The 21,384-nt window shown below is 50.1% G+C and carries 25 protein-coding genes, 1 tRNA gene and 1 other annotated feature; of the genes, 18 read left to right on the top strand and 8 right to left on the bottom strand.

All coding sequences use genetic code 11. From position 1 onward, the window contains the following. Nucleotides 1-13 precede the first annotated feature (13 nt). The 3 genes from mutM to C812_RS11480 are packed head-to-tail and all read left to right on the top strand — an operon-like array spanning nt 14 to nt 2,063. Nucleotides 14-877, top strand: coding sequence for a DNA-formamidopyrimidine glycosylase (gene mutM / locus C812_RS11490; protein ID WP_016312827.1), 864 nt, complete (start codon nt 14-16; stop codon nt 875-877). A 29-nt stretch (nt 878-906) separates the two neighbouring features. Next, nucleotides 907-1,503 (top strand): dephospho-CoA kinase, encoded by a 597-nt coding sequence (gene coaE / locus C812_RS11485; RefSeq protein WP_016312826.1) that lies wholly within the window; start codon nt 907-909, stop codon nt 1,501-1,503. Continuing rightward, a complete protein-coding gene (locus tag C812_RS11480) occupies nt 1,500-2,063 on the top strand; it encodes a lytic transglycosylase domain-containing protein (protein ID WP_016312825.1) in 564 nt (187 codons plus the stop codon). Before coaE ends, C812_RS11480 begins: the two co-directional genes overlap by 4 nt. Nucleotides 2,064-2,135: 72 nt before the next feature. On the opposite strand, the gene C812_RS11475 is transcribed toward C812_RS11480, so the two are convergent. Next, nucleotides 2,136-2,357 (bottom strand): alpha/beta-type small acid-soluble spore protein, encoded by a 222-nt coding sequence (locus tag C812_RS11475; protein ID WP_016312824.1) that lies wholly within the window; start codon nt 2,355-2,357, stop codon nt 2,136-2,138. A 137-nt stretch (nt 2,358-2,494) separates the two neighbouring features. On the opposite strand from C812_RS11475, the gene nrdR reads away from it, so the two are divergent. The 6 genes from nrdR (at nt 2,495) to C812_RS11445 (ending at nt 7,540) form a co-directional block, all read left to right on the top strand. Continuing rightward, on the top strand, nt 2,495-2,965 hold the full coding sequence (gene nrdR, locus C812_RS11470) for a transcriptional regulator NrdR (RefSeq protein ID WP_016312823.1): 471 nt from the start codon (nt 2,495-2,497) through the stop codon (nt 2,963-2,965). A 181-nt stretch (nt 2,966-3,146) separates the two neighbouring features. Then, nucleotides 3,147-4,103, top strand: coding sequence for a phosphate ABC transporter substrate-binding protein (locus tag C812_RS11465; RefSeq protein WP_016312822.1), 957 nt, complete (start codon nt 3,147-3,149; stop codon nt 4,101-4,103). Between the two features lie 86 nt (nt 4,104-4,189). Further along, a complete protein-coding gene (gene pstC / locus C812_RS11460) occupies nt 4,190-5,092 on the top strand; it encodes a phosphate ABC transporter permease subunit PstC (protein WP_016312821.1) in 903 nt (300 codons plus the stop codon). Next, entirely contained in the window at nt 5,089-5,976 is an 888-nt protein-coding gene (gene pstA, locus C812_RS11455; RefSeq protein WP_016312820.1) for a phosphate ABC transporter permease PstA, read from the top strand. The genes pstC and pstA overlap by 4 nt, the downstream gene beginning before the upstream one ends. 14 nt (nt 5,977-5,990) lie before the next feature. Next, the gene (gene pstB / locus C812_RS11450) at nt 5,991-6,749 is read left to right on the top strand and encodes a phosphate ABC transporter ATP-binding protein PstB (protein ID WP_016312819.1); all 759 of its coding nucleotides are present in this window, start codon (nt 5,991-5,993) and stop codon (nt 6,747-6,749) included. A gap of 167 nt (nt 6,750-6,916) precedes the next feature. Continuing rightward, complete coding sequence (locus C812_RS11445; protein ID WP_016312818.1) at nt 6,917-7,540, top strand: DedA family protein; 624 nt, start codon at nt 6,917-6,919, stop codon at nt 7,538-7,540. A gap of 40 nt (nt 7,541-7,580) precedes the next feature. Here the strand turns inward: C812_RS11445 and C812_RS11440 are convergent, their stop codons facing one another. Next, complete coding sequence (locus C812_RS11440; RefSeq protein WP_244268331.1) at nt 7,581-7,853, bottom strand: hypothetical protein; 273 nt, start codon at nt 7,851-7,853, stop codon at nt 7,581-7,583. Nucleotides 7,854-8,056: 203 nt separating this feature from the next. Between C812_RS11440 and C812_RS22700 the strand changes: the two genes are divergently transcribed. Next, nucleotides 8,057-8,176 carry a hypothetical protein gene (locus tag C812_RS22700; RefSeq protein WP_016312816.1) on the top strand — a complete coding sequence of 40 codons (120 nt, stop codon included), beginning with the start codon at nt 8,057-8,059 and terminating at the stop codon, nt 8,174-8,176. A 56-nt stretch (nt 8,177-8,232) separates the two neighbouring features. On the opposite strand, the gene C812_RS11435 is transcribed toward C812_RS22700, so the two are convergent. The 5 genes from C812_RS11435 to C812_RS11420 all read right to left on the bottom strand — a co-directional run bounded on the left by C812_RS11435 (nt 8,233) and on the right by C812_RS11420 (nt 12,252). After that, nucleotides 8,233-9,066 carry a carbohydrate ABC transporter permease gene (locus tag C812_RS11435; protein WP_016312815.1) on the bottom strand — a complete coding sequence of 278 codons (834 nt, stop codon included), beginning with the start codon at nt 9,064-9,066 and terminating at the stop codon, nt 8,233-8,235. A 23-nt stretch (nt 9,067-9,089) separates the two neighbouring features. Next, a complete protein-coding gene (locus tag C812_RS11430; RefSeq protein WP_016312814.1) occupies nt 9,090-9,977 on the bottom strand; it encodes a carbohydrate ABC transporter permease in 888 nt (295 codons plus the stop codon). Between the two features lie 49 nt (nt 9,978-10,026). Further along, complete coding sequence (locus C812_RS11425; protein WP_208855757.1) at nt 10,027-11,397, bottom strand: ABC transporter substrate-binding protein; 1,371 nt, start codon at nt 11,395-11,397, stop codon at nt 10,027-10,029. A 274-nt stretch (nt 11,398-11,671) separates the two neighbouring features. Continuing rightward, entirely contained in the window at nt 11,672-11,884 is a 213-nt protein-coding gene (locus C812_RS21895) for a DALR anticodon-binding domain-containing protein (RefSeq protein WP_244268330.1), read from the bottom strand. A gap of 26 nt (nt 11,885-11,910) precedes the next feature. Further along, a complete protein-coding gene (locus C812_RS11420) occupies nt 11,911-12,252 on the bottom strand; it encodes a hypothetical protein (RefSeq protein WP_016312812.1) in 342 nt (113 codons plus the stop codon). A gap of 43 nt (nt 12,253-12,295) precedes the next feature. After that, nucleotides 12,296-12,518: a binding site (T-box leader), on the bottom strand. A gap of 144 nt (nt 12,519-12,662) precedes the next feature. Between C812_RS11420 and C812_RS23000 the strand changes: the two genes are divergently transcribed. The 8 genes from C812_RS23000 to C812_RS11370 all read left to right on the top strand — a co-directional run bounded on the left by C812_RS23000 (nt 12,663) and on the right by C812_RS11370 (nt 21,131). Beyond that, a complete protein-coding gene (locus C812_RS23000; RefSeq protein WP_016312811.1) occupies nt 12,663-12,857 on the top strand; it encodes a spore germination protein in 195 nt (64 codons plus the stop codon). 18 nt (nt 12,858-12,875) lie between these two features. Then, the gene (locus C812_RS11415; RefSeq protein ID WP_341860319.1) at nt 12,876-14,090 is read left to right on the top strand and encodes a spore germination protein; all 1,215 of its coding nucleotides are present in this window, start codon (nt 12,876-12,878) and stop codon (nt 14,088-14,090) included. 20 nt (nt 14,091-14,110) lie between these two features. Further along, nucleotides 14,111-15,325, top strand: a complete 1,215-nt coding sequence (locus C812_RS11410) for a Ger(x)C family spore germination protein (protein ID WP_016312809.1) — start codon at nt 14,111-14,113, stop codon at nt 15,323-15,325. A 247-nt stretch (nt 15,326-15,572) separates the two neighbouring features. Beyond that, nucleotides 15,573-16,145, top strand: coding sequence for a GerAB/ArcD/ProY family transporter (locus C812_RS22855; protein ID WP_016312807.1), 573 nt, complete (start codon nt 15,573-15,575; stop codon nt 16,143-16,145). Continuing rightward, the gene (locus C812_RS22850; protein ID WP_244268307.1) at nt 16,076-16,660 is read left to right on the top strand and encodes a GerAB/ArcD/ProY family transporter; all 585 of its coding nucleotides are present in this window, start codon (nt 16,076-16,078) and stop codon (nt 16,658-16,660) included. The genes C812_RS22855 and C812_RS22850 overlap by 70 nt, the downstream gene beginning before the upstream one ends. A gap of 207 nt (nt 16,661-16,867) precedes the next feature. After that, on the top strand, nt 16,868-17,521 hold the full coding sequence (locus C812_RS11390) for a hypothetical protein (protein ID WP_016312805.1): 654 nt from the start codon (nt 16,868-16,870) through the stop codon (nt 17,519-17,521). A gap of 252 nt (nt 17,522-17,773) precedes the next feature. Then, nucleotides 17,774-18,924, top strand: a protein-coding gene (locus C812_RS11380) for an IS3 family transposase (protein ID WP_248931314.1) whose coding sequence is annotated in 2 segments (ribosomal slippage) — nt 17,774-18,029 and nt 18,029-18,924 — 1,152 coding nt in all. Because the reading frame shifts where the segments join, the coding sequence is not laid out codon by codon here. Nucleotides 18,925-20,225: 1,301 nt separating this feature from the next. Then, nucleotides 20,226-21,131: a VOC family protein gene (locus C812_RS11370; RefSeq protein WP_016312803.1), complete on the top strand. Its 906-nt coding sequence runs from the start codon at nt 20,226-20,228 to the stop codon at nt 21,129-21,131. A gap of 104 nt (nt 21,132-21,235) precedes the next feature. On the opposite strand, the gene C812_RS11365 is transcribed toward C812_RS11370, so the two are convergent. Next, nucleotides 21,236-21,311: transfer RNA gene (locus C812_RS11365), tRNA-Ala, on the bottom strand. Nucleotides 21,312-21,384 lie beyond the last annotated feature (73 nt).

Raw genomic sequence — 21,384 nt, 5'->3', positions numbered from 1 at the left:
GAGGTGAGAGGATATGCCGGAATTGCCGGAGGTGGAAACGGTCCGACGGACCTTAACCCAATTGATCGTGGGCAAGACGATCCAAAGCGTGCAGGTGTTTCTGCCGCGCATCATCCAACGGCCGGATGATATCCGTCGGTTTGAAGCCGAGCTTGCCGGCCATACCATCTTAGAAATTGGACGCCGCGGCAAATTTTTGCGGATCATCATGGACGGCCTGGTGCTCGTCTCCCATTTGCGGATGGAAGGGCGTTACGGGGTGTATCAGACCGGTGAAGAGGTGGAGAAGCATACCCATGTCATCTTCCGGTTCACGGACGGGACGGAGCTCCGCTACAAGGATGTACGCCAGTTTGGGACGATGCATCTGTTCGCTCCTGGGGAGGAGTTTACGAACAAGCCGCTGGTGAAGCTGGGATTGGAGCCGCTGGAGGAGTCGTTTACCCTTCAAGCCTTCCAAGACAAAATCTCCCGGAGAACGACGAAAATTAAGTCGGCGTTGTTGAACCAGGAATACATCGTTGGTTTGGGGAATATATATGTAGATGAAGCATTGTTTCGGGCGGGCATCCATCCGGAATATCCGGCGGACAAGCTGAACCAGACACAGTTGGAGCGGCTCCATACCGCCATCATTGAGACGTTAACCGAAGCGGTAGAAGCAGGGGGTTCCTCCATCAAATCATATGTGAACGGACAAGGGGAAATGGGGATGTTCCAACATTCCTTGCGGATGTATGGTCGCCAAGGAGAGCCTTGTCTGAACTGCGGAGGGCCGGTGGTGAAGACTGTCGTAGGAGGGCGGGGCACTCATTTTTGCCCGAACTGTCAGCCGCCATATCGGACAAGCACACGCGCACGCACCAAGCAAGGTTAAATGAGAGAGATTTGTGAGGTGGATAGGGTATGAACATCGGACTGACTGGAGGCATCGCAACCGGGAAGAGTACGGTTTCCCGATTGTTGGCCGAGCGCGGAGCTGCCATCATCGATGCGGATGTGATCGCCAGAGAGATTATGGAACCGGGATACCCGGTATTGGCCGCCGTCAGCGAACGTTTTGGCCCGGGCGTGTTGAACGCCGATGGGACGCTAAATCGCAAGAAGCTTGGCGAGATCGTCTTCTCGAACCCGGAGGAGCGCAAGGCGCTGGAGGCCTTAACGCACCCGGCGATTCGTGCTGAAATGAAGCAGCGCATGGAAGAACTGGAAGCAGCGGATCCTCACAGATTGGTGGTAGCGGATATTCCGCTGCTTTATGAATCGGGGCTTGATCCGCTCTATGAACGGATTATGGTTGTTTATGTCCCTCGCGAGGTACAGTTAACCCGGTTGATGTTGAGGGACGGGCTGTCGAAGGAGGCAGCCGAGCAGCGGATCAACGCCCAAATGGATATCGAAATCAAGAAAGAGAGGGCGGATATTTTGATTGATAACAGCGGTGGACTTGAGGAAACGAAGCGACAGATAGATGACTTTTGGCGGGATCAGGGACTACGATGAGGTGGCTTCGCAAAAAAAGAGTCTTGCTTCTGTTGTTTATCGGTTTCATCACCCTTATCTTTTTTAATTCGGCATGGCTTTCGTTGTTTTATCCGATTCACTATAAAGAAGAAATTCGGCGGCATGCCAAGAACAACGGCCTGGATCCGTTTATGGTTGCGGCGATCATTAAGGTGGAGACGAACTACAAATCAGGAGTGGAGTCCCGGAAAGGCGCGCTCGGGATTATGCAGATCATGCCGGATACGGCGGAGTGGGTAATTTCCAAAGCGAAGTTGCCCGAAACGACGCTGGATGATATCCGTAACGAGACGGAAACGAATATCCAGATCGGCACCTGGTATCTGAGATCGCTGTCCCAGCAATTCGACGGCAACAACATCGCCATGATCGCTGCGTATAATGCCGGACCAACCAATGTGAAAAATTGGCTGAAGAGCGGGCGATGGGACGGACGATTGGAGACGGTGCAAAATATCCCGTTTGGCGAGACCCGACATTATGTCCAGCGGGTAACCCACTACTATAAACAATATCTGAAGATTTATGATGATTTCTAAGGGGGCCTAAGGTGATAACAAAAGAAAGCATTGACCGGCCTACGCCAGCCAATGCTCTCTTCAGTTGATCGGTTATTTGAATTGACCTGCCAGCTGTTGTTCAGCCAGAGTCACCAAACGTTTCGTGATGTAACCACCGATCGAACCGTTTTCGTAAGAAGTCAGGTTACCAGCATATCCGTCTTGTGGGAAAGAGATGCCAAGCTCCTGAGCGATTTCATATTTCATTTGATCCAAAGCTCCGGATGCTTGTCTAACCACCAGGTTGTTCGAAGAGTTATTATTTTGGGCCATGATTTGTTCACCTCCTTGTGGTTGGTAACAGTATTATGTGCCGGACTATGAATTTCAATCACATGATTTTGCAGTAATTTATTGCCATCCGGTGTGACAAGCCGTGATGACGTTATTTTAAGGGGAGGTGTTCTAGCTTGAAATGTCCTTATTGCGACTATTTAGGCACCAAAGTGCTGGATTCGAGACCGGCGAACGAGAACCGTTCGATCCGCCGCCGGCGGGAATGCGAGAAATGCAATCGACGGTTTACAACGTTTGAAATGGTGGAAGAAGTGCCGTTGATCGTGATCAAAAAGGATGGAAGCCGCGAGGAGTTCAGCCGAGAGAAAATGCTGCGCGGTTTGATTCGAGCTTGCGAGAAACGTCCGGTTTCCGTTGAACAGCTGGAATCTATCGTATCCGAAGTCGAACGGTCCCTGCGCCACTCGGCGAACGCTGAGGTTGAGAGCCGGCAAATCGGGGAATTGGTGATGGAGCAGCTCTACCCGGTGGACGAAGTTGCTTATGTGCGGTTTGCCTCGGTGTATCGACAATTTAAAGATATCAACATGTTTATGAAAGAACTCAAAGGACTGCTGTCCAAAAATACAGGGGTCAACGAATAGCTTCATTTCTCAAAACACTCTTCGCCGGTTGGCGCGAGTGTTTTTTTATTTTTTGCAAAGAATAAACCTAAAGGCTCAGGATTCCCTCGCATTTTACACAAAGTTTACAAAACGAGAACACTGGATTGATCTTCGCTTTCTATAATCAAACTGTAAATCAATTAAGGGGGAAACCTAAACAATGAAAAAGAGTATGTTATTGGTTTTGACTTTGATGCTGAGCTTCGCGCTGGCAGCTTGCGGTCAAAACAACGCGGCACCAAACAACACCGCCGGCACCAACGGAAGCACTACGGATGAAGCATCCGCGAGCAACGGGGGGAATGCAGCGACATCGGAACTCTCCGGGTCGATCTTGGCGGTAGGTTCCTCGGCTTTACAACCTTTAGTAGATCAAGCTTCGAAAAAATTCATGGATCAAAATCCGAATGTTTCTATACAAGTTCAAGGCGGCGGCAGCGGCACAGGGTTGACGCAAGTTTCCGGAGGCCAGGCAGATATCGGGAACTCCGACGTCTTCGCAGAAGAGAAATTAGATGCGGCTCAAGCCAGCGAACTGGTTGACCATCAAGTTGCCGTTGTAGCAATGGCAGCTGTCGTGAACCCAGACATCACGGTCGACAATTTGACGAAAGACCAACTGGTTCAAATTTTCACGGGTAAAATCACCAACTGGAAAGATCTTGGCGGTCCAGACCAAGCGATTCAAATCGTAAACCGTCCGTCGAGCTCCGGTACTCGGGCAACGTTTGAGAAATATGCGCTGGGTACAAAAACAGAGGACCTGCAAGGTTCGATCCAAGAAGCTTCCTCCGGTACGGTTAAGAAACTGGTTGGCGAAACGCCGGGGGCGATCGGATATCTGGCCTTGTCCTACCTTGACGATACGGTCAAAGCTGTGAAGTACGAAGGCGTGGACGCAACGGAAGAAAACGTAGCAAACGGAACTTATCCGGTATGGGCTTATGAGCACATGTATACGAAAGGCGAGCCAAACGATGTCGTGAAAGCCTTCTTGGACTACATGGTTTCCTCGGATGTTCAAGGCGACAACGGCGACGTAGTAGAGCTTGGCTATATTCCGATCAGCAAAATGCAAGTGGAACGCGATGTTGACGGCAACATCACGAAGAAATAACCAGCAGATTCGATAACATCATATCAGTGCGGCAAGAGGCGGACGGTTCTGCCTCTTTCTGTGCTGTTCTTAAAGGGAGAGGTTTCATGGCTCAGTCCGGCGGAAGAAAAAAAATACAACCGCATATCGTCGAGGAATGGACCGGCAAAATTTACGCTTCATTTTGTATCGTATTGCTGGTGGTTACGATCTTCTCGATGGTTTATTACGTAGCAACCAAGGGGTTAAGCACTTTTGTTCAAGACGGAATCTCACTAGGTGAAATTTTCGGCAGCACGAACTGGAAGCCGGATGGGGAGCCGCCGATGTTTGGCGCCCTGCCGTTTATCTTGGGCTCGTTCAGCACTTCGATTCTGGCGGCGCTGATCGCAGCACCGCTTGGCATTTGCGCAGCATTGTTTATGGTTGAAATTATGCCGAAGTTCGGCAAGAAGTATTTGCAGCCGGTCATCGAGCTGCTGGCCGGGATACCTTCGGTCGTGTATGGTTTTGTGGGGCTTAGTATCATCGTACCTTTTTACAGGGATATTTTTCCGGGACAAGGTCTGGGGATCTTGGCGGGAGCGACCGTACTGTCGATCATGATATTGCCGACGATCACGTCGATCGCCACCGACGCCCTGTCTGCCCTGCCTCCCGGCTTGAAAGAAGGTTCCTACGCCCTTGGCGCTACGCGCTGGCAAACCTTGTCGCGGACCGTATTGCCGACGACGATGCCGTCCTTGTTGACCGGGGTGGTCCTTGGCATGGCTCGGGCTTTCGGGGAAGCCCTGGCGGTGCAGATGGTGATCGGGAACGCGCCGCATATCCCGCGCTCGCTCTTTGAATCCACCTCGACCTTGACCAGCGTCATTACGCTGAGCATGGGGAATACGGTCATGGGCACGACGCAGAATAACGTCCTCTGGACGCTGGCACTAATCTTGATGCTGATGACGTTTGTATTCGTCTTTATCGTGCGTTGGCTGGAAAGGAGAGCAAAACGATGAGCGCCAAAACCGTCGACAAAATCGCAACAGTTGTTATTATCGCTTTAGCTGGCTTAATTGTCTTGATTATGGCGGGGTTACTCGGCTTTATTTTAGTCCGGGGGCTGGGTCATATCAGTTTCGATTTTCTCACGTCACCTCCTGAAACGATTAAGGCAGGTGGCGGGATCGGCCCGCAATTGTTCAATTCCCTGTTCCTCTTGGTCTTGACCATGATCATCACGATTCCGCTTGGGATCGGTGCGGGGATCTATATGAGCGAATACGCCAAGCCGGGAAAAATCACCGATTTTATCCGTTTGATTGTTGAGGTCTTATCCTCTTTTCCATCGATTGTGGTAGGTTTGTTTGGTCTGCTCGTTCTCGTGAACCTGTTTGGCTTTGGCTTCTCCCTGTTCTCAGGGGCGTTAGCTTTGACGATCTTTAACCTGCCGCTGATGGTGCGGATTACCGAGCAAGGGTTAGCCAGCGTGCCGCAGGCGCAAAAGGAAGCCAGCTTGGCGCTGGGCTTGTCCAAATGGAAAACGATCCAATCGGTGATGCTGCCGATCGCCATGCCGGTGATTCTGACCGGGACGATCTTGGCGGCGGGCCGCGTGTTCGGCGAAGCAGCTGCCCTGTTGTTTACGGCCGGGATGAGCAGTCCGCGGCTCGACTTTAGCAACTGGAATCCGTTGAGCCCTACGTCCCCGCTGAATCCGTTCCGTCCGGCGGAGACGCTGGCGGTTCATATCTGGAAGATCAATTCCGAAGGCTTGGCGCCGGATGCGCCTGAAATTGCCGCCGGTGCGTCGGCCGTCCTGATTTTGACCGTGCTGGTGTTTAACTTGCTGGCTCGCTGGCTCGGACGCGTGATGCTCAAGAAATTTACGGCGACGAAATAGGAGGGCGAAGCCAAGTGTCAAATATTGAACTATCTACGAAAAACTTAAGCGTCTATTACGGAGAGAAACAAGCCGTTAAAAATATATCGCTCGATTTCGCTTCCCGGCAGGTAACCGCCTTGATTGGCCCTTCGGGCTGCGGCAAGTCCACATTCCTGCGCAGCCTGAATCGGATGAACGATTTGATCCGCGGGGCGAAGATCACGGGGGAAATCTGGATCGGGGACGACAATATCAATGATCCGAAGACCGATGTCGTGCTGCTGCGCCAAAAGATCGGCATGGTATGGCAGCGGCCAAACCCGTTCCATAAGTCCATCTATGAAAATATCGCTTTTGGACCGCGTTACCACGGGATTCGGGACAAGAAGAAGCTGGATCAGATCGTTGAGGAATCGCTCACCAAAGCGGCCCTTTGGGACGAAACGAAGGACCGACTGCACAGCTCCGCCTTGGCCCTGTCCGGCGGCCAGCAGCAAAGACTGTGCATCGCCCGATCGATTGCGGTCAATCCAAGCATTATCCTGATGGATGAACCGGCGTCGGCGCTGGACCCGGTATCCAGTGCCAAAATTGAAGAGCTGATCGCCGAGCTGAAGCAGGAATACTGCATTATCATCGTCACGCACAATATGCATCAGGCGGCTCGGGTGTCGGAAAAAACGGCGTTCTTCCTCATGGGGGAACTGGTCGAGTACGGCGATACGACCAAAATCTTTACCAATCCATCCGAGAAACGGACAGACGATTATATCAGCGGCCGCTTCGGATAAAAATTCTTCTCTCCATCTCCCACTAAATCAGGACTGGACCCGGGGCGGGGAATCGCCCCGTCTGCGGACTCTTTTAGATTGGAAAATCTCCGTATATACTGATAACATAAAGAGTGGACTCAATTGGCGTGGGCAGCGCCTGGTATTGGTTAAAGGAGATTTGGATGATGAACGTTTTGGATTGGATTGAAAGGATGTTTGAGCATTACGGCTATTTTGTTCTGCTGCTCGGACTTCCCATTGATTTTATTGCGCTGCCGCTGCCTCCAGGTCAAACGACGCTGACCTATACAGGATATTTGGCTTATAAAGGCGTGCTGGATTTCTTGCCGGCTATCCTCGCCGGATATGCTGGAGCGGTGATCGGGGTGACGATTACCTATTTCGTCGGACATCGGGTCGGCGCGCCGTTGATCGAACGTTATGGCAAGTGGATTATGGTCAAGCCTTCCCATTTAGAGAAGACGAGGCGGGTCTATGAGAAGTACGGCAATCGAATGCTGTTAATCAGTTTCTTTGTGCCGGGTGTAAGGCAGTTTTTTGGTTATTTTGTAGGCATTATGCGCATTCCTTTTCGAACCTTTGCCCTATATGCTTACACAGGAGCCGCACTTTGGGTCACGGTTTTTGTAAGCATCGGCTTGGTGTTTGGTGAACAGTGGCAAGTTGCCATCGACCTGATTGAGAAATATTTAAAGTTTTTCTTTATTGGGCTGGGGGCGTTACTATTGGTACTCGTATATTTGAAATGGCGGAGATGGAGGCTAAAAGTGGCCAAGTTGTCACGTTAACCTTTTAAAGGCGCTGGAGAGCTCACTCCGGCGCCTTTATTTATTTCCGTTTTTTCTTTTTATTTTTGCTTTTGATTCTATTATTATCCTTATTTTCAGGGTTGCTTCGGTGCAATATGAAATCGTCAAGCAGTGTCTCCTCAAAGCCACCGCCATTCTGCGATTTTTCCTCTTTCAGTTTCATCAGGGAGAGCAAATCGAAAATATCTCCAAGCACGGTGAACCCGGCGCCGATAATGGCCAAGTCGTCCGAGGAAAGGTCATTTTCTTGGATTCTTTGGTATTGTCTCCTCTTTTTTCCTCCCAAGAGCACCACCTGCTTTTAAATCGACTTATTTCATCTTATGCAAATGGCGTTTGGCTTGATTAGGCGTGAACTGGGCTACAGCCGCCACCTCCTCTCCAGCAAAAGTACTGGGGGAACGGATACCCATTTTCGCCCCTCTCCGCGAATGTCCCGATCGTTCACAGGCGAACCGTAATATGATGTTCTATATTTAAAAAGGAGGGAAAACAATGTCGGGATATGAAAATGGCGTAGGTGGCGTAGGTTATGGTGGTTTCTGGACTTCCACAGGGACGATTCTGGTTCTCTTCATCCTGTTGGTTATTGTATCCAGAGCACTTATCGTATAATTGAATGTGTACCCCATGCAAAGGCCCTGCTTCAGCAGGGCCTTTGTTCTGTATAGCTACCCTTTCGTACCCCCTTGCAACCCAAACCCCTTGGACATAAACCGTTGGGACAAGATGTACAGTACGATGGACGGGATCGCATACATAATGGAGAAGGCTGCAAGATTGCCATACTCAATCATCCCGTACTGACCAAAGTATTGGTATAACTTCAGGGAAGCGGGGAAGTTCTCCGGATTTTGCAGCAAAATGTATGGAACAAAGAAATTCCCCCAGCTGCCCGAGAAGGTGAAGATGGCGACCGTGCAAATCCCCGGCACCATCAGCGGTGCTACAACTCTCCGAATCCCCGTAAATACCGAGGCCCCGTCGACCCATGCCGCTTCCTCCAGATCCAGAGGGACGGAATCCATAAAGTTCTTAAGCATCCAAATGCCGTAGGGCATCGATGAGGCTACGTAGAACAGGATCACGCCAAAGATTTGGTCATACAGCTTCAAACTGAGAAACAGCTGGTAGACCGGAACCATCACCGCCGTTATCGGTAAGGAAGTCATAAACAGGATGGTCAACATAAACGGCTTCTTGTATTTCATTTGATATCGGGACAACGGATAGGCGGCCAACAGTGCCAAGAGGACGACGAGCAGCGCCTGCCCCAGCGACATGATCAAGCCGATCAGGAATGCGCGTTGGTTCTGGCGGCTGGTGATCACGTTGATATAATTATCCGCCGTGATTCGCTGGGGCATTTTTAGCGTCTGCATGGCATTGGGATCGACCGAAGCAACTACCACCCAGAGCAAGGGTAAGACGAAGCATATGCCGATGATCGTGAGGATCGTATAGGGCAAGATCCGGTAGATGATTTTCCGTTGTTTTGCGTTCATAAGAGGTTCTCCTTGCACTTGGACTATTTCAACGATCGGGTATAGAACAAGCTAAGCACGATTCCGATGAGCAGTAGCAGCAAGGAGATCGCGGTTCCGTACCCCAGTTGATAGTTCACGAAGGCTTGGTTGTACATAAAGATGGGCAACGTGGTCGTAGACGTTCCCGGGCCTCCACCGGTCATGGCATAAATCAAACCAAACACGCCCAATGTCTGTAACGTGATCAGCATCATGTTGGTCATAAACGAATCTTTGATATAAGGGATGATAATCCGAATCAGTACCTGCCATTTTGAAGCGCCATCGACCACTGCCGCTTCTTCTACCTCGCTGGGCACGTCGTCAAGAGCCGCTTGAAAGACGAGCATCGAGAAGGCGGTACCGTGCCAAATGTTCGCGAGGATGATCGTCAGCATTGGAACAGTATACAGCCAGGTGACTGCCGGAAGCCCCAATGAAGTGATGATCGAGTTCAGCGTCCCTTCGTCACCGAAGAAGCTGTATAAGCATAGCGCACATACGATTTCCGGGGTGACCCAGCCGGCGAGGACGATCGTGCCAATCACCCGCCGGAACGTCCGGTTCTTGCGCTTCATCAGGAGGGCGATGAATAAGCCGAGCAGCTGCTGGCCAATCACCGCCGAGCCAAATAGGAAGACCAATGTGTTCCAAATGCTAATCTTGACCGTCGGGTCCTTGAACATGTGAATATAGTTGTCGAACCCAACGAATTTTAACTCTCTTGCCGATTCCCCCGTTAATGCCAGGTTCGTAAAGGAATAGAAGAACGTAAGGAAGACAGGGGTGATGAAAAACACCAGCATTATCACAATCGAAGGGAGCAAGAAGTAAAGCCACGTGTACGAGTTGCGATTTCTGGAATATCCTTCAGCCGTCATGCTGCTCATGGTTCGTTCTCCTTCCGGAAGGCAGTGCTTTGCCGCTTATTCGAATTCGTCATTTTCGGATGACAGCGTCCTCGCCTACGATGCGGGTGACGTCTTGGGCGTATTTTTGGGCGGCCTCTGCAGGGGAGGTGCCTGTGGCGACGGATTCCACCATCGTCTGAATTTGCGTCGATACTTCCGGGTATTTCTCTTGAGCAGGCCGGAATTCGGCGTTCTGCAGATATTCCGTAGCGATTTCGTTAAACGGCATCTGCGTGTATTCCGGATCTTTGGCGACGTCAGCTCGCACCGTAATATTGCCTGAGGAGGTGACGAGCTTCTTGCTGTTTTCTTTGTTTAACGCGTATTTGATAAACTCCCAGGCTTCGTCTTTATGCTTGGCGTTGCTTGGAATGGACAGCGCCCAACCACCAGCGAGCGTGATGGAACCTGGTGCCTGACCTTGACTCGTTGGCATCGGAGCAAAGCCTAGCACGTCCTTGTATTCCGGCCATGGAGAAGCGCCGGTTTCCAGATAGTTGCCGGTAATCCACGAGCCGTCGAGGGAGATGGCCAGCTTGCCTTGAGGCAAGTATTCTCGGGAAGCGGTGTTGCCGGCCTGCCCGTTCAGCACCTTGGAGAGCGGCGGGCCGAGTTTCTCTTTGTTTACGGTTTCAATAAATCCTAAAGCATCTAAGATCCCTTGGCTTTCGATAATCCATTTTCCGCTTGCATTCTCATAGAGTCGCTCACCGGTGCCGTAAAGGAGCATTTCGTACGTCTGCATGGAGGTGGCTTCCCCGGTCGCCTTGCCCATGTTCATCCAAATCGGGACGATGTCCGGCGCTTTTTCCTTAATGGTGCGAGCTGCATCCAGCACTTCCTCCCAGTTCTTCGGCGTCCACTCTTCCGGAAGGCCGACCTGCTTAAAGATCTCTTTGTTATACCAAAGACCGCGGGAATCCGTATTGTAAGGTACGCCGTACACTTTGCCGTCGCTGGCGGTAACGCCTTTCTTCATCGCCTCGATAAACGAGCCGTTCGACCAATCCTCCCAGTCCTTCAGCCGCTCATCCAGCGGTTCCAAATAACCGGCGCTGGCGTCGGAATTGAGAATAAACGTATCCTCGGTCACGATATCTGGAGCGGTATCTTTGGATTTCAAAGCTAAGGCTACCTTCGCAAAATAGTCCCCTTCCGAGGCTTGAATCGGGGATGGCTTGATTTCAACATCTTTGTTCGGGTAATCGGCAGCAATCTCGGTGAGCCAACGGTACAATGTGCCTTTTTCTCCGGCTCCGTCATCGCGATACGTCACCGTAATCGTTGTTTTGCCGGAGCTGCTAGTCTTGTCGCCCGACCCGGAACAACCGGCTAATAGCGCCCCGCCTAAAGCCGTACACAACAATACGGAAGCGATGGCCCAACCTCTTTTTTTCATCAATGCCATGTTTGATCCCTCCTTGGTTTGTAAATCTCATCGTGTTAAGCGCTTAACTCGATGGTTTAACTTATGAATCAATTCTGTGTACATCCCTTCCAGTAAAACATACTTGCCGAAGATTCAATTTATTCAAAAAAACGTCACGAATAATATTGATATCAAAAAACATTGATTAACTGCATCGCGACTGAGGGGGACATCCACGCAAAAGGCGCGGCTGGTTGGTTCCAGTCGCGCCTTTCACTTGGTGTTACTCTTGCCTTGCCCTTGTTTACATGCGATCCGGAGCTGGCAATCCGATGACCTCCAGCACCTCTGCGATGGTCTCCTTAAATTTTGCCGTAAGCCATAGGCGGTAGGTCTGCCGCTCGGGCTCGGCTTTTAGGATCGGACAGGCGGTATAAAAATGATTAAACAAGGTAGCGAGCTCATAAGCGTAATGACAGATCGGTGTTGGGGATAGTTCCTCACACGCAGTGCCCAGCGTATCCGGCCATGCCGCGATTTGTCTCAGCAGGACGTGTTCCGCACGATCCTGAGGGGCGATGTCCTCCGGAAGCTGAAGCGATTCCGCCCGAGGAATCCCGTCGGCGCCGTTTCGATCTGGTGGAACAGCCCTTCCATTCGGCCCGTTTGCTCCAGTTCATTCTTTAGGAGCGCGGCAATCTGTAGCGGCGGTTGGCGCAAGGTTTTGGCCAGCTGCATCGCGATGTTGGTCGAATAATCCCCATGTTCGGCACGGGAGGGGCGCTCAATTACAATGTCTGGCAGCTCCTCGACGCTGTGTCCAAGCCTTGAAAGGAATTGCTGTACGGTCGTTTTCAGATGCTTCTTCATCCATCTACTGATCATTCCATCCACTCCTCCTGGGCAAAAAAATAAGCCCTCATCTCATCAAAGAGACGAAGGCTTTACGCGCTCGCGGTACCACTCTTGTTGTTAAACTCTACGTTTAACCACTCTGAAGGATAACGGTCTTGGGCCGTGGTTGCTTACTTTAGTTTGCGTTCAGCAACCATTCTCATGGGTCCGCTTCACTGTCAGCCCTGTACCGGTTTCCACCTTCCCGGCTCGCTTGGACTAGAACGGACAGTTACTCTCCCAATCGTCGAATGTGGGATATTTTGTATTATTATATCCGGTTCGATTGGAATGTCAATTCGACTTTTCCTAAAAACAATCCTTGAATAGCTCTTTCGAGTAGAATTACTAAATTTTGGTCATACTCTTACTACTTCCATCAGAACAAAGGAGCTCGTAACATGCAACAACCGGACGAGTTTGTCGATAAACTGCAGCAAAACCTGGAAAGCCTTAGTGAACTTTTTGGGAACAGTTCGGACGTCGTGTTCCGTCAGCTGTTACCGGTGGACCAAACCCAGGTCACAATTGTTTATATTGAAGGACTTATTGATAGTCAAATCTTACAGCAGAATGTCATTCGCCCGATTCTATAGATCACCTCTGACGGGGAGATGACACCAACCCAGCTCAAAGACAAGGTTGTAAACGTAGGCGGTATCACCTTAGTGAGCAACCATGAGGATGCGAGTAATGGAATGTTGTCTGGCGGAGCATTGATTCTGATCGACGGGTATAAGGATGGTTTGCTTGTTTCGATTCCCGGGTTGGAGGAACGCGCTATTTCCGAATCGGATACCCACCCGATCATTCGGGGACCGAAGGACGCATTTACGGAGGCGATTCGCACGAATACCTCCTTGGTCCGCCATCGGGTGAAGGATACACGGGTTCGCGTCCAGACGATTCAGGCTGGCAATAAAACTAAAACAGAGCTCGCACTTATGTACATGGATGAAATAGCAGATCAACAGATCGTAAGTAAACTGAAAGACAAACTCAGCAACCTCCAAGTGGACCGCGTGCTGGAGGGCGAATATATTGAGGAAGTGATGAATCAGGATAACAAGCTTACGATTTTTCCCATGCTGTACAACACGGATCGTCCAGATACGATTGCGGCGGGTGTCATGGAGGGGCGAATTGCGATCTTTATTGACGGAACGCCGTTCGTTCTTCTTGCGCCCTCTTTATTCGTCGATTTTCTGCAATCTGCCGAGGACAATTATCAATCGTATCTCTACGGGAGTGTAACCCGGCTGCTTCGTTATTTCTGCATGCTGATATGCTTGTTAGCTCCTGCACTGTATATCGCATTAACCACCTATCATCAGGATTTAATTCCAACGGTGTTGTTATTGAGCTTAATGGCGCAACGCGAAGGGGTGCCTTTTCCGGCTTTTCTCGAGGCGTTAATCATGGAAGTCGTGTTTGAAATCCTGCGGGAAGCCGGTCTTCGGATGCCGAGAACGATCGGTCAAGCCTTATCCATCGTGGGGTCGATCGTTATTGGACAAGCCGCGGTCGAAGCGGGAATCGTTTCAACCGTCATGGTGGTCGTCGTAGCGATTACGGCCATAGCCAGTTTTGCGATTCCGTCATATTCCATGTCGATCCCGATTCGGATGCTACGTTTTGGGTTCATGATGATCGCCTCAACCCTCGGGGTCTACGGGTTGACTGTTGCTTTTATCATGCTGGTCGTTCATTTAAGCGGGCTGCACTCCTTCGGCGTCCCGTACTTATCGCCCGTCGCTCCCTACAAGCCGCGGAAGCAATCGGATGCCATCCTCCGTTTCCCTTACCAACCTGGAGCTAAAGGACCGTAGAACCCAAGGAGATGATCCCTGTGTACCGACAGGAGAAGCGTTTTTTTCTTGTTTCCATATCCCTCGCATTAATTCTGCTGCTGACAGGTTGTTGGAATCGCAATGAATTAAATGAACTTTCGATTGTGCTCGCTATGGGAATCGACAAGAAGGATGACCTTTATGAGGTCAGCCTTCAGGTCGTGAATCCCAATCAAATGTCGCGGAAGCAATCGTCTGAACGTACGCCGACGTTCGTACTTTCGATGCGTTCTGATTCCATTAGTGAAGCTATCCGCAAAATGGTGGGCATGTCGTCACGGAGATTGTATATGTCCCATTTGCAAATTTTATTTGTGGATGAAGCCACGGCCCGGGAAGGTATGCATGAACCGCTGGATTGGCTGTTGCGTAACAATGAGATTCGGCCCGTCTTCGATCTGATTATCGTTCGGGACCATTCAGCGAAGGAAGCATTAACCTTCGTGACATCCACGGAACTTTTTCCCGCCCTGGATATGCATAAGGCATTAAAGCTGTCTTACAAAAGCTGGGCTCCGAACGTATACAGCCGAGCCAAGGAATTTCTGGAGAGTTTAAACAAGGACGGGATCGAGCCGGTCATCACCGGATTAAAGCTGGGGGAACAGGCCGATAAAGCTCAGAAGATGGATAACGTGAAGCAGTCTCCGCAGCATGCGAACTATTTTTTCAGCGGTGTGGGTGTCTTCCAGGAGGATCGCCTGGTTGGTTGGATGAACCCGTCCGAAAGCCGGGCTTATAACTATTTGACGAATCATGTGGACAACAGTCTTTTCAAAGTAGATTGTCCGAATGCGAAAGAGCATTTTACGTTGGACGTCATCCGGCCCAAAACGAAGTATGATCCTAAGATCGTGAATGATCATCCGGTCCTCGATGCTACCGTGTACATTGAAGCCAACATTAATGAACTGAGATGTAAGAAGGTCGATCTCAATAAAGAGGAGGACCTGTTGAAGCTGCAGAAAATTGCTGCAGACCAGTATGTAGAGGCGATTAATCGAGGGATTCGGAAAGCTCAATCGTTGGGTACGGATATCTTTGGGTTCGGCGAAGCCTTTCATCGGGCATATCCGGCAAAATGGCATGTATGGAAGAACGACTGGGACAAGCGCTTCGAAGAGCTGGATGTGAACTTGCGTGTGACTCTGCAAATCAAGCGAAATGGGAAGATCGTCAGTCCCTACGGAATGCCACAGAATAAACAGGAGTGAGGAAGAACGTGCTATACGTTTTATTGTTTGTATCATTGGCGATATCGGCCTTGGAATACCAGAGGATGTTTCATAAAAAAGAGTTCAGGGATCTCGCCGTACATGCTTGTTTCCTAAGCGTTGGCATCGTTCTCCTCGTACTTCAATTGCTTCATATTCAAGTACCGTCACCGCTATTGGCGATTCAAACTTTATTTGAACCGGCTAGTATGTTGATCGCTAAATTGCTATCTTGAGGAGTATTGGAATGAACAAACGGAGTATATCGGTAAGGCAATTCGCATTATGGATTTCAATGTATCAAATCGGCAGCGCCTATCTCCTCATCCCATCGAGTCTTGCCGCCGTTGCCAGACATGATGCCTGGATCTGTACCGCAGTGGCCGTTGCCATTCATTTTCTGCTCATCCCGCTCTTAACGGCAATTGCCGGACAAATGCGCGGGATGTCCTTTGTTCAGCACCTTCGTCGTCTAATCGGCACTCCCACTGGTTCGGTGTTGTCGATCCTATTCATTTTGCTGTTTCCTTACTTAATCCTTATCTTAACGTTGCGAAATTTAAGCGACTTTATCACCATATCGATTATGCCTTTAACGCCTCCTTATGTCGTATTGATGCTCATGCTAGTCGTGGTTGTTTATTCGGTCTGGTCAGGGGTGCCGACGATTGGCCGCAGTGCGGAACTGTTATTCTTCTTGCTGCCAGTGATTTTCCTGCTAGTTGGCCTCTCGCTGCTGTATGGGACCCATTGGACGAATCTTGCTCCGATTTTGGAGTATGGCTGGAAACCGGTGTTGCGGGGTCTTTCTCGTTATTAGCCTTTCCTTACTTAGAAACGATTGGATTTCTATTTCTTGTTCCGGAGCTTCCGAAATCCAAAAATTGGAGTAAGGCGGTCTGGATTGGATCAGCCATTAGCGGGACCATGTATTTGCTGATGATGGTACTAACAATCGCGACGCTCAGTGAAGGGGTAATGGCCAATCTTACGTTTGCCAGTTATTTTGTGGCCCGAACGATCGAGATCGGTGATTTTTTTCAACGGTTTGAGGTTGTGATTACGGTGTTTTGGTACATCTCGATTTTCTTTCGGCTGGTGATGTTGTTGCATATCTCCGTACAGGGGCTCGGCGAAGCCTTTGGATTGAAAAATAAGAATACGCTGTTTCTCCCGCTGGTGTTGCTTGGCATCGTGGCCTCCGGCATCATCTGGCCCAATTTCGCCTATTTGATCGACTTTATGAAGGTTTGGCCGTTGTACGCCATGATCTTCGGAATCGCATTTCCAGTCTGCTTGTGGATCATGGGGAAAGTGAAGAAGCTGAAGACATGAAGTGAAGGTGCGTTTCAATCACCAATCCATCGGCCTGTGGGGTAATCAGGGAACGTTGCTCGAAACGATGTCTTGTGATACATTATTTTCCATAGTGGATATTTCGATATTTCGGTATGAAGCACATGCCGCTTCGATCTGGCTTGCTCTTGGAGCAGGGGGGATCGGGGCGGTTTTTTTATGGACTTTTGAAAGGGAGTGGCAAGGATGAGTGAGTTTGATGCGGTTTACTTGGAGTGGTTGGAACGCCAGATCAACGAGGAGACAAACTTAAGAAGAAAGGAGTTTCTCAAAAAGGGATTAAGCCGAGGGACAACGGACTTTCTGCGGTACATTTGGTATCCCGCCATCGGAAACCTTAACGATCTCTATCCGGAGTATGAGGTTCGCGACTTTAACAATGGCTTCCGCTATCTCGATTTAGCCTACATGCCGGGCAATGCCAAGGGGTGCATCGAGATTCAGGATTATCGAAGCCATGCTCGGGATATCGAGGCCGGGCGGTTTAAAGATCTTTGTATGAAGCAAGCGTTGTTAGCGCTAGACGATTGGCTGTTCTTGCCGATTGCCTATCTATCGATTCGGGAAGACCCGGGGGTTTGCAAGCAGCTGGTCTTATCCTTTGTGGGCAAGTTCCTGTCCAATGCCGTACCCTCCAACCTCCATTGGGCCGAAGCGGAAGCCTTGAGGTTTGCCAGACGACTGATGCGCCCCTTTACCCCGGGAGAGCTCGCGGACCATCTCAGGCTATCCAAGCAGCATACCCGCGCGATTCTACGTGCGATGCACAGCCGAAAGTTACTAGAGGTCGCAGGCGGTAGACAACGGTATCGAACGTTCCAACTTCCGAGCGCGCGGTAGGGGCAGAGGGACGCTGGTGGTGGCAATGTAATGGACTCGGTGAGTTCGTTGATGGTGGCAGGATGTAACTGAACTCGGGTAGATCGCGGGGGTGGCTGGATGTAATGGGTTCGGGTGGTTCCTTGGGGGTGGTAGGATGTGACTGGGCTCGGGTAGATCGCAGGGGTGGCAGGATGTGCTGCTAGACTAAAAAGTAGACATGGAGAACCGAGAATCGGGTAAAATGAATCTATCCAAATTCGAGGTGCTACCATGACGAAAAAATACGATAAAGAATTTAAACTGCAAACGATTCAGATGATCCAGGAAGAAGGGAAAGCGGTGGCGCAGGTCGCCCGCGAACTGGGGATCAGCGACAACACCCTGTATCGTTGGATGGCGGAATACAAGAAAGACGGCGCACAGGCCTTTCCAGGCAGTGGGCAACTGAAAGCCGACGATAAAGCAATGAGAGATCTTCAGAAACGCCTTCGTGATCTGGAAGAGGAGAACGACATCTTAAAAAAGGCGATGCACTACTTCGCCAAAGACCGGCGCTGATCTATGCCTTCATCCACGATCATCGCTTCAAGTGCCGAGTCTCGAAGATGTGCGAAGCCTTTGAAGTATCCCGAAGCGGCTATTACAAATGGACCCAGCGAAAAGCCAGCAAACGTGAAAAGCGACGTCGCAAGCTGGAGCGGCGGATCCGTCGTATCTTTCTAGAATCCCGTCGATTATATGGAAGCCCCAAAGTAGCAAAAGAACTGCACAAGCAGGGCATACGAGTGTCCGAGAAAACAGTCGCTCGGATCATGAAGGAGCTGGGTTTACGTTCTCGCACGGTGAAGAAATACAAGGCCACAACCAACTCGAAGCACAACCTGCCTGTCCAAGAGAACGTGTTGAACCGCGAGTTTAATCCGTCCGCTCCAAACAAGGCCTGGGTGGCTGATATTACGTATATCCCGACCGATGAGGGTTGGCTATACCTGGCAAGCATCATGGACCTGTACAGTCGTAAAATCGTTGGATTTCACATGGATGAGCGAATGACGAAAGAACTCGTGTTAACGGCGCTGGACCGCGCCCACAGCCAGCAGCGACCGTGCGAAGAGGTTCTGCATCATTCGGATCGCGGCAGCCAGTACGCTTCTCATGACTACCAGGCGCGGCTGCGCACCTACAAGATGAAAGGCAGTATGAGCCGCAAAGGGAACTGCTACGATAATGCGTGTATTGAATCGTTCCACAGTGTGCTTAAGAAAGAACTTGTCTACTTGGAGAAGTTCAAAACACGCAAGCAAGCCAAGAAACGCATTTTTGAATATATTACCTGCTTCTACAATGGAAAACGAATCCATTCCGCGATTGGGTATTCTACGCCCAATGAGTGCGAACGTATGTACCGATCTGCCGCATAATTTTCTCGATTCTTTGTGTCTACTCTATTGACAGAGGTACAATGTAACTGAACTCGGGTAGTTCGCTGAGGATGGGAAGTTGCTGTTGGTGCGTATGCTGTTGTTCGTGGGAACGCAAATTGCTGGTGAGAACGCTATATTGGCGTAAACACTATTTCGGTGCCAACACTATACTGGTGCCAACGTTATTGCTGGTGCGAATACACTTACTGTTGCGAATACACTTGCTGGTGCAAACGCTCTTACTACTACTAACTCTAACGCTTATAAGCAACGCTATTTGCACAAATTTGCTCTCGAGAAAATTCTAACGATGATGAGACACTTTATTGCTGTGAAAATTGCGAAAAATGGGGGCAATACCGGGGAATAAGCACTGTGGTAAGCGTTAGAATCGCAACATGGCCTTTTTGGAGCAAATAAGTTCTGTGGCAAGCGTTAGCGGTTGGAGGGTGGGGCAGATAGTCAGGGCGAGCAGGTCTAGTGGTTGTAAGGAGCAGGAGATGAATTGGCGAGTAACTCTAACGCTTATAAGCAACGCTATTTGGGCAAATTTGCTCTCGAGAAAATTCTAACGATGATGAGACACTCTATTGCTGTGAAAATTGCGAAAAATGGGGGCAAAACCGGGGGAATAAGCGCTGTGGTAAGCGTTAGAATCGCAACATGGCCTTTTTGGAGCAAATAAGATCTGTGGCAAGCGTTAGCGGTTGAAGGGTAGGGCAGATAGTCAGGGCGAGCAGGTCTAGTGGTTGTAAGGAGCAGGAGATGAACTGGCGAGTAACTCTAACGCTTATGAGCAACGCTATTTGGGCAAATTTGCTCTCCAAAAAATTCTAACGAAGATGAGACACTCTATTGCTGTGAAAATTGCGAAAAATGGGGCAAAACCGGGGAATAAGCGCTGTGGCAAGCGTTAGAATCGCAACATGGCTTTTTTGGGGCAAATAAGATCTGTGGCAAGCGTTAGCGGTATTTCGGGGGCTAATGGGGAGTTAATCAGCGGATAATCGCGAGTGAAGTAGCGGTAAATCAAGAGTTAGATAGCGCTTCATCGGAGTTAATCACTAATCACTGGTTAGTTGAGCTTACTTAACGGTATCGGAGTTCATTGGAGTTCATGGAGAGCATAATTAACGCTTCATTGGAATTCATCGAGGGTTACCCGTGAGCGTGCAACGGACCTACAGAGAGTGAATCACAGGCGTGGGGAATGCGCCCACAGGCCAACGGGAATCAAACATGGGTCACCAAATGTGGTAGTATGAAGAATAACCTGATTCATGTAAAGGAGGAAAAAAGTGAGTTCATCGATCAGCTTGCATCTGTGGTTCGAAAAAGAGGCGAAGGAGGCTGCAGAGTTCTATTGCTCCGTATTTCCAGAGTCCCGAATCACTGGGGTTACGACGCTAAACGATACTCCTTCGGGGGATTCCGAAATGGTTTCGTTTACCATTTGGGGGTTTCCGTTTGTGGCGATTTCGGCGGGTCCGTACTTCAAGTTGAATCCTTCGATTTCGTGCATCGTCAATTTCGACCCCTCTAGAGACACCAACGCCAGAGAAATGTTGAATGAAGTGTGGAACAAGCTGTCTGACGGCGGGACTCCACTTATGCCGCTAGGCCGGTACCCCTTCAGCGAGTGGTATGGTTGGATTCAGGACAAGTACGGGTTTACATGGCAGTTGATGTTAACCAATCCGGAAAGGGAACCGCGTCCAGCAATTGTTCCGTCCTTGATGTTCACCGGCGATAACTGCGGCAAGGCGGAAGAAGCGCGTGAGTTCTACCTTTCCGTATTCCGGAACGCGAAACCGGGCACGATCGTCAAGTATGGTCCCGGACAAGAGCCGGACCGGGAGGGGACGGTCATGTTCACCGATTTTATGCTGGAAGATACCTGGTTTACAGCGCTGGACAGTGCGCATGCTCATGGGTTCGGCTTCACCGAAGCGATTTCCTTTATGGTGAACTGCGACACACAGGAGGAAATCGATTATTATTGGGAAAGTCTCTCTGCCGTGCCTGAGGCCGAACAATGCGGTTGGCTGAAAGATCGTTATAGCCTCTCTTGGCAGATCACCCCGTCCGCCTTGGATAAGATGCTGACCCAGGGAACCTTAGAACAACGCCAACGAGTGACGCAGGCATTCCTAAAGATGAAGAAGTTTAACCTAGAGGAGTTGCAACGGGCTTTTGAGGGATAATAAAAAACGCCCCGGGAATCCCAGATGATAGATCAGGATCCGCGGGGCGTTTTGCGCCACAAAACTAAAAAAACAGCCCCGATGGACTGCTACATTCATAGATATGGTGGAGCCTAGGGGGATCGAACCCCTGACCTCATCGCTGCCAGCGATGCGCTCTCCCAGCTGAGCTAAGGCCCCGTGAGCGACTTCTTTATTGTATAAAAACGGAGTCAAGCTGTCAATATCCCTTCAGCGAAAAAAGTGCCCTTCC

The sequence above is a fragment of the Paenibacillus barengoltzii G22 genome, assembly GCF_000403375.2.
GTDB classification, from domain to species: domain Bacteria; phylum Bacillota; class Bacilli; order Paenibacillales; family Paenibacillaceae; genus Fontibacillus; species Fontibacillus barengoltzii.
The sequence above is the reverse complement of the archived record's forward strand: the minus strand, read 5'-3'. Positions and strand labels throughout refer to the sequence as shown.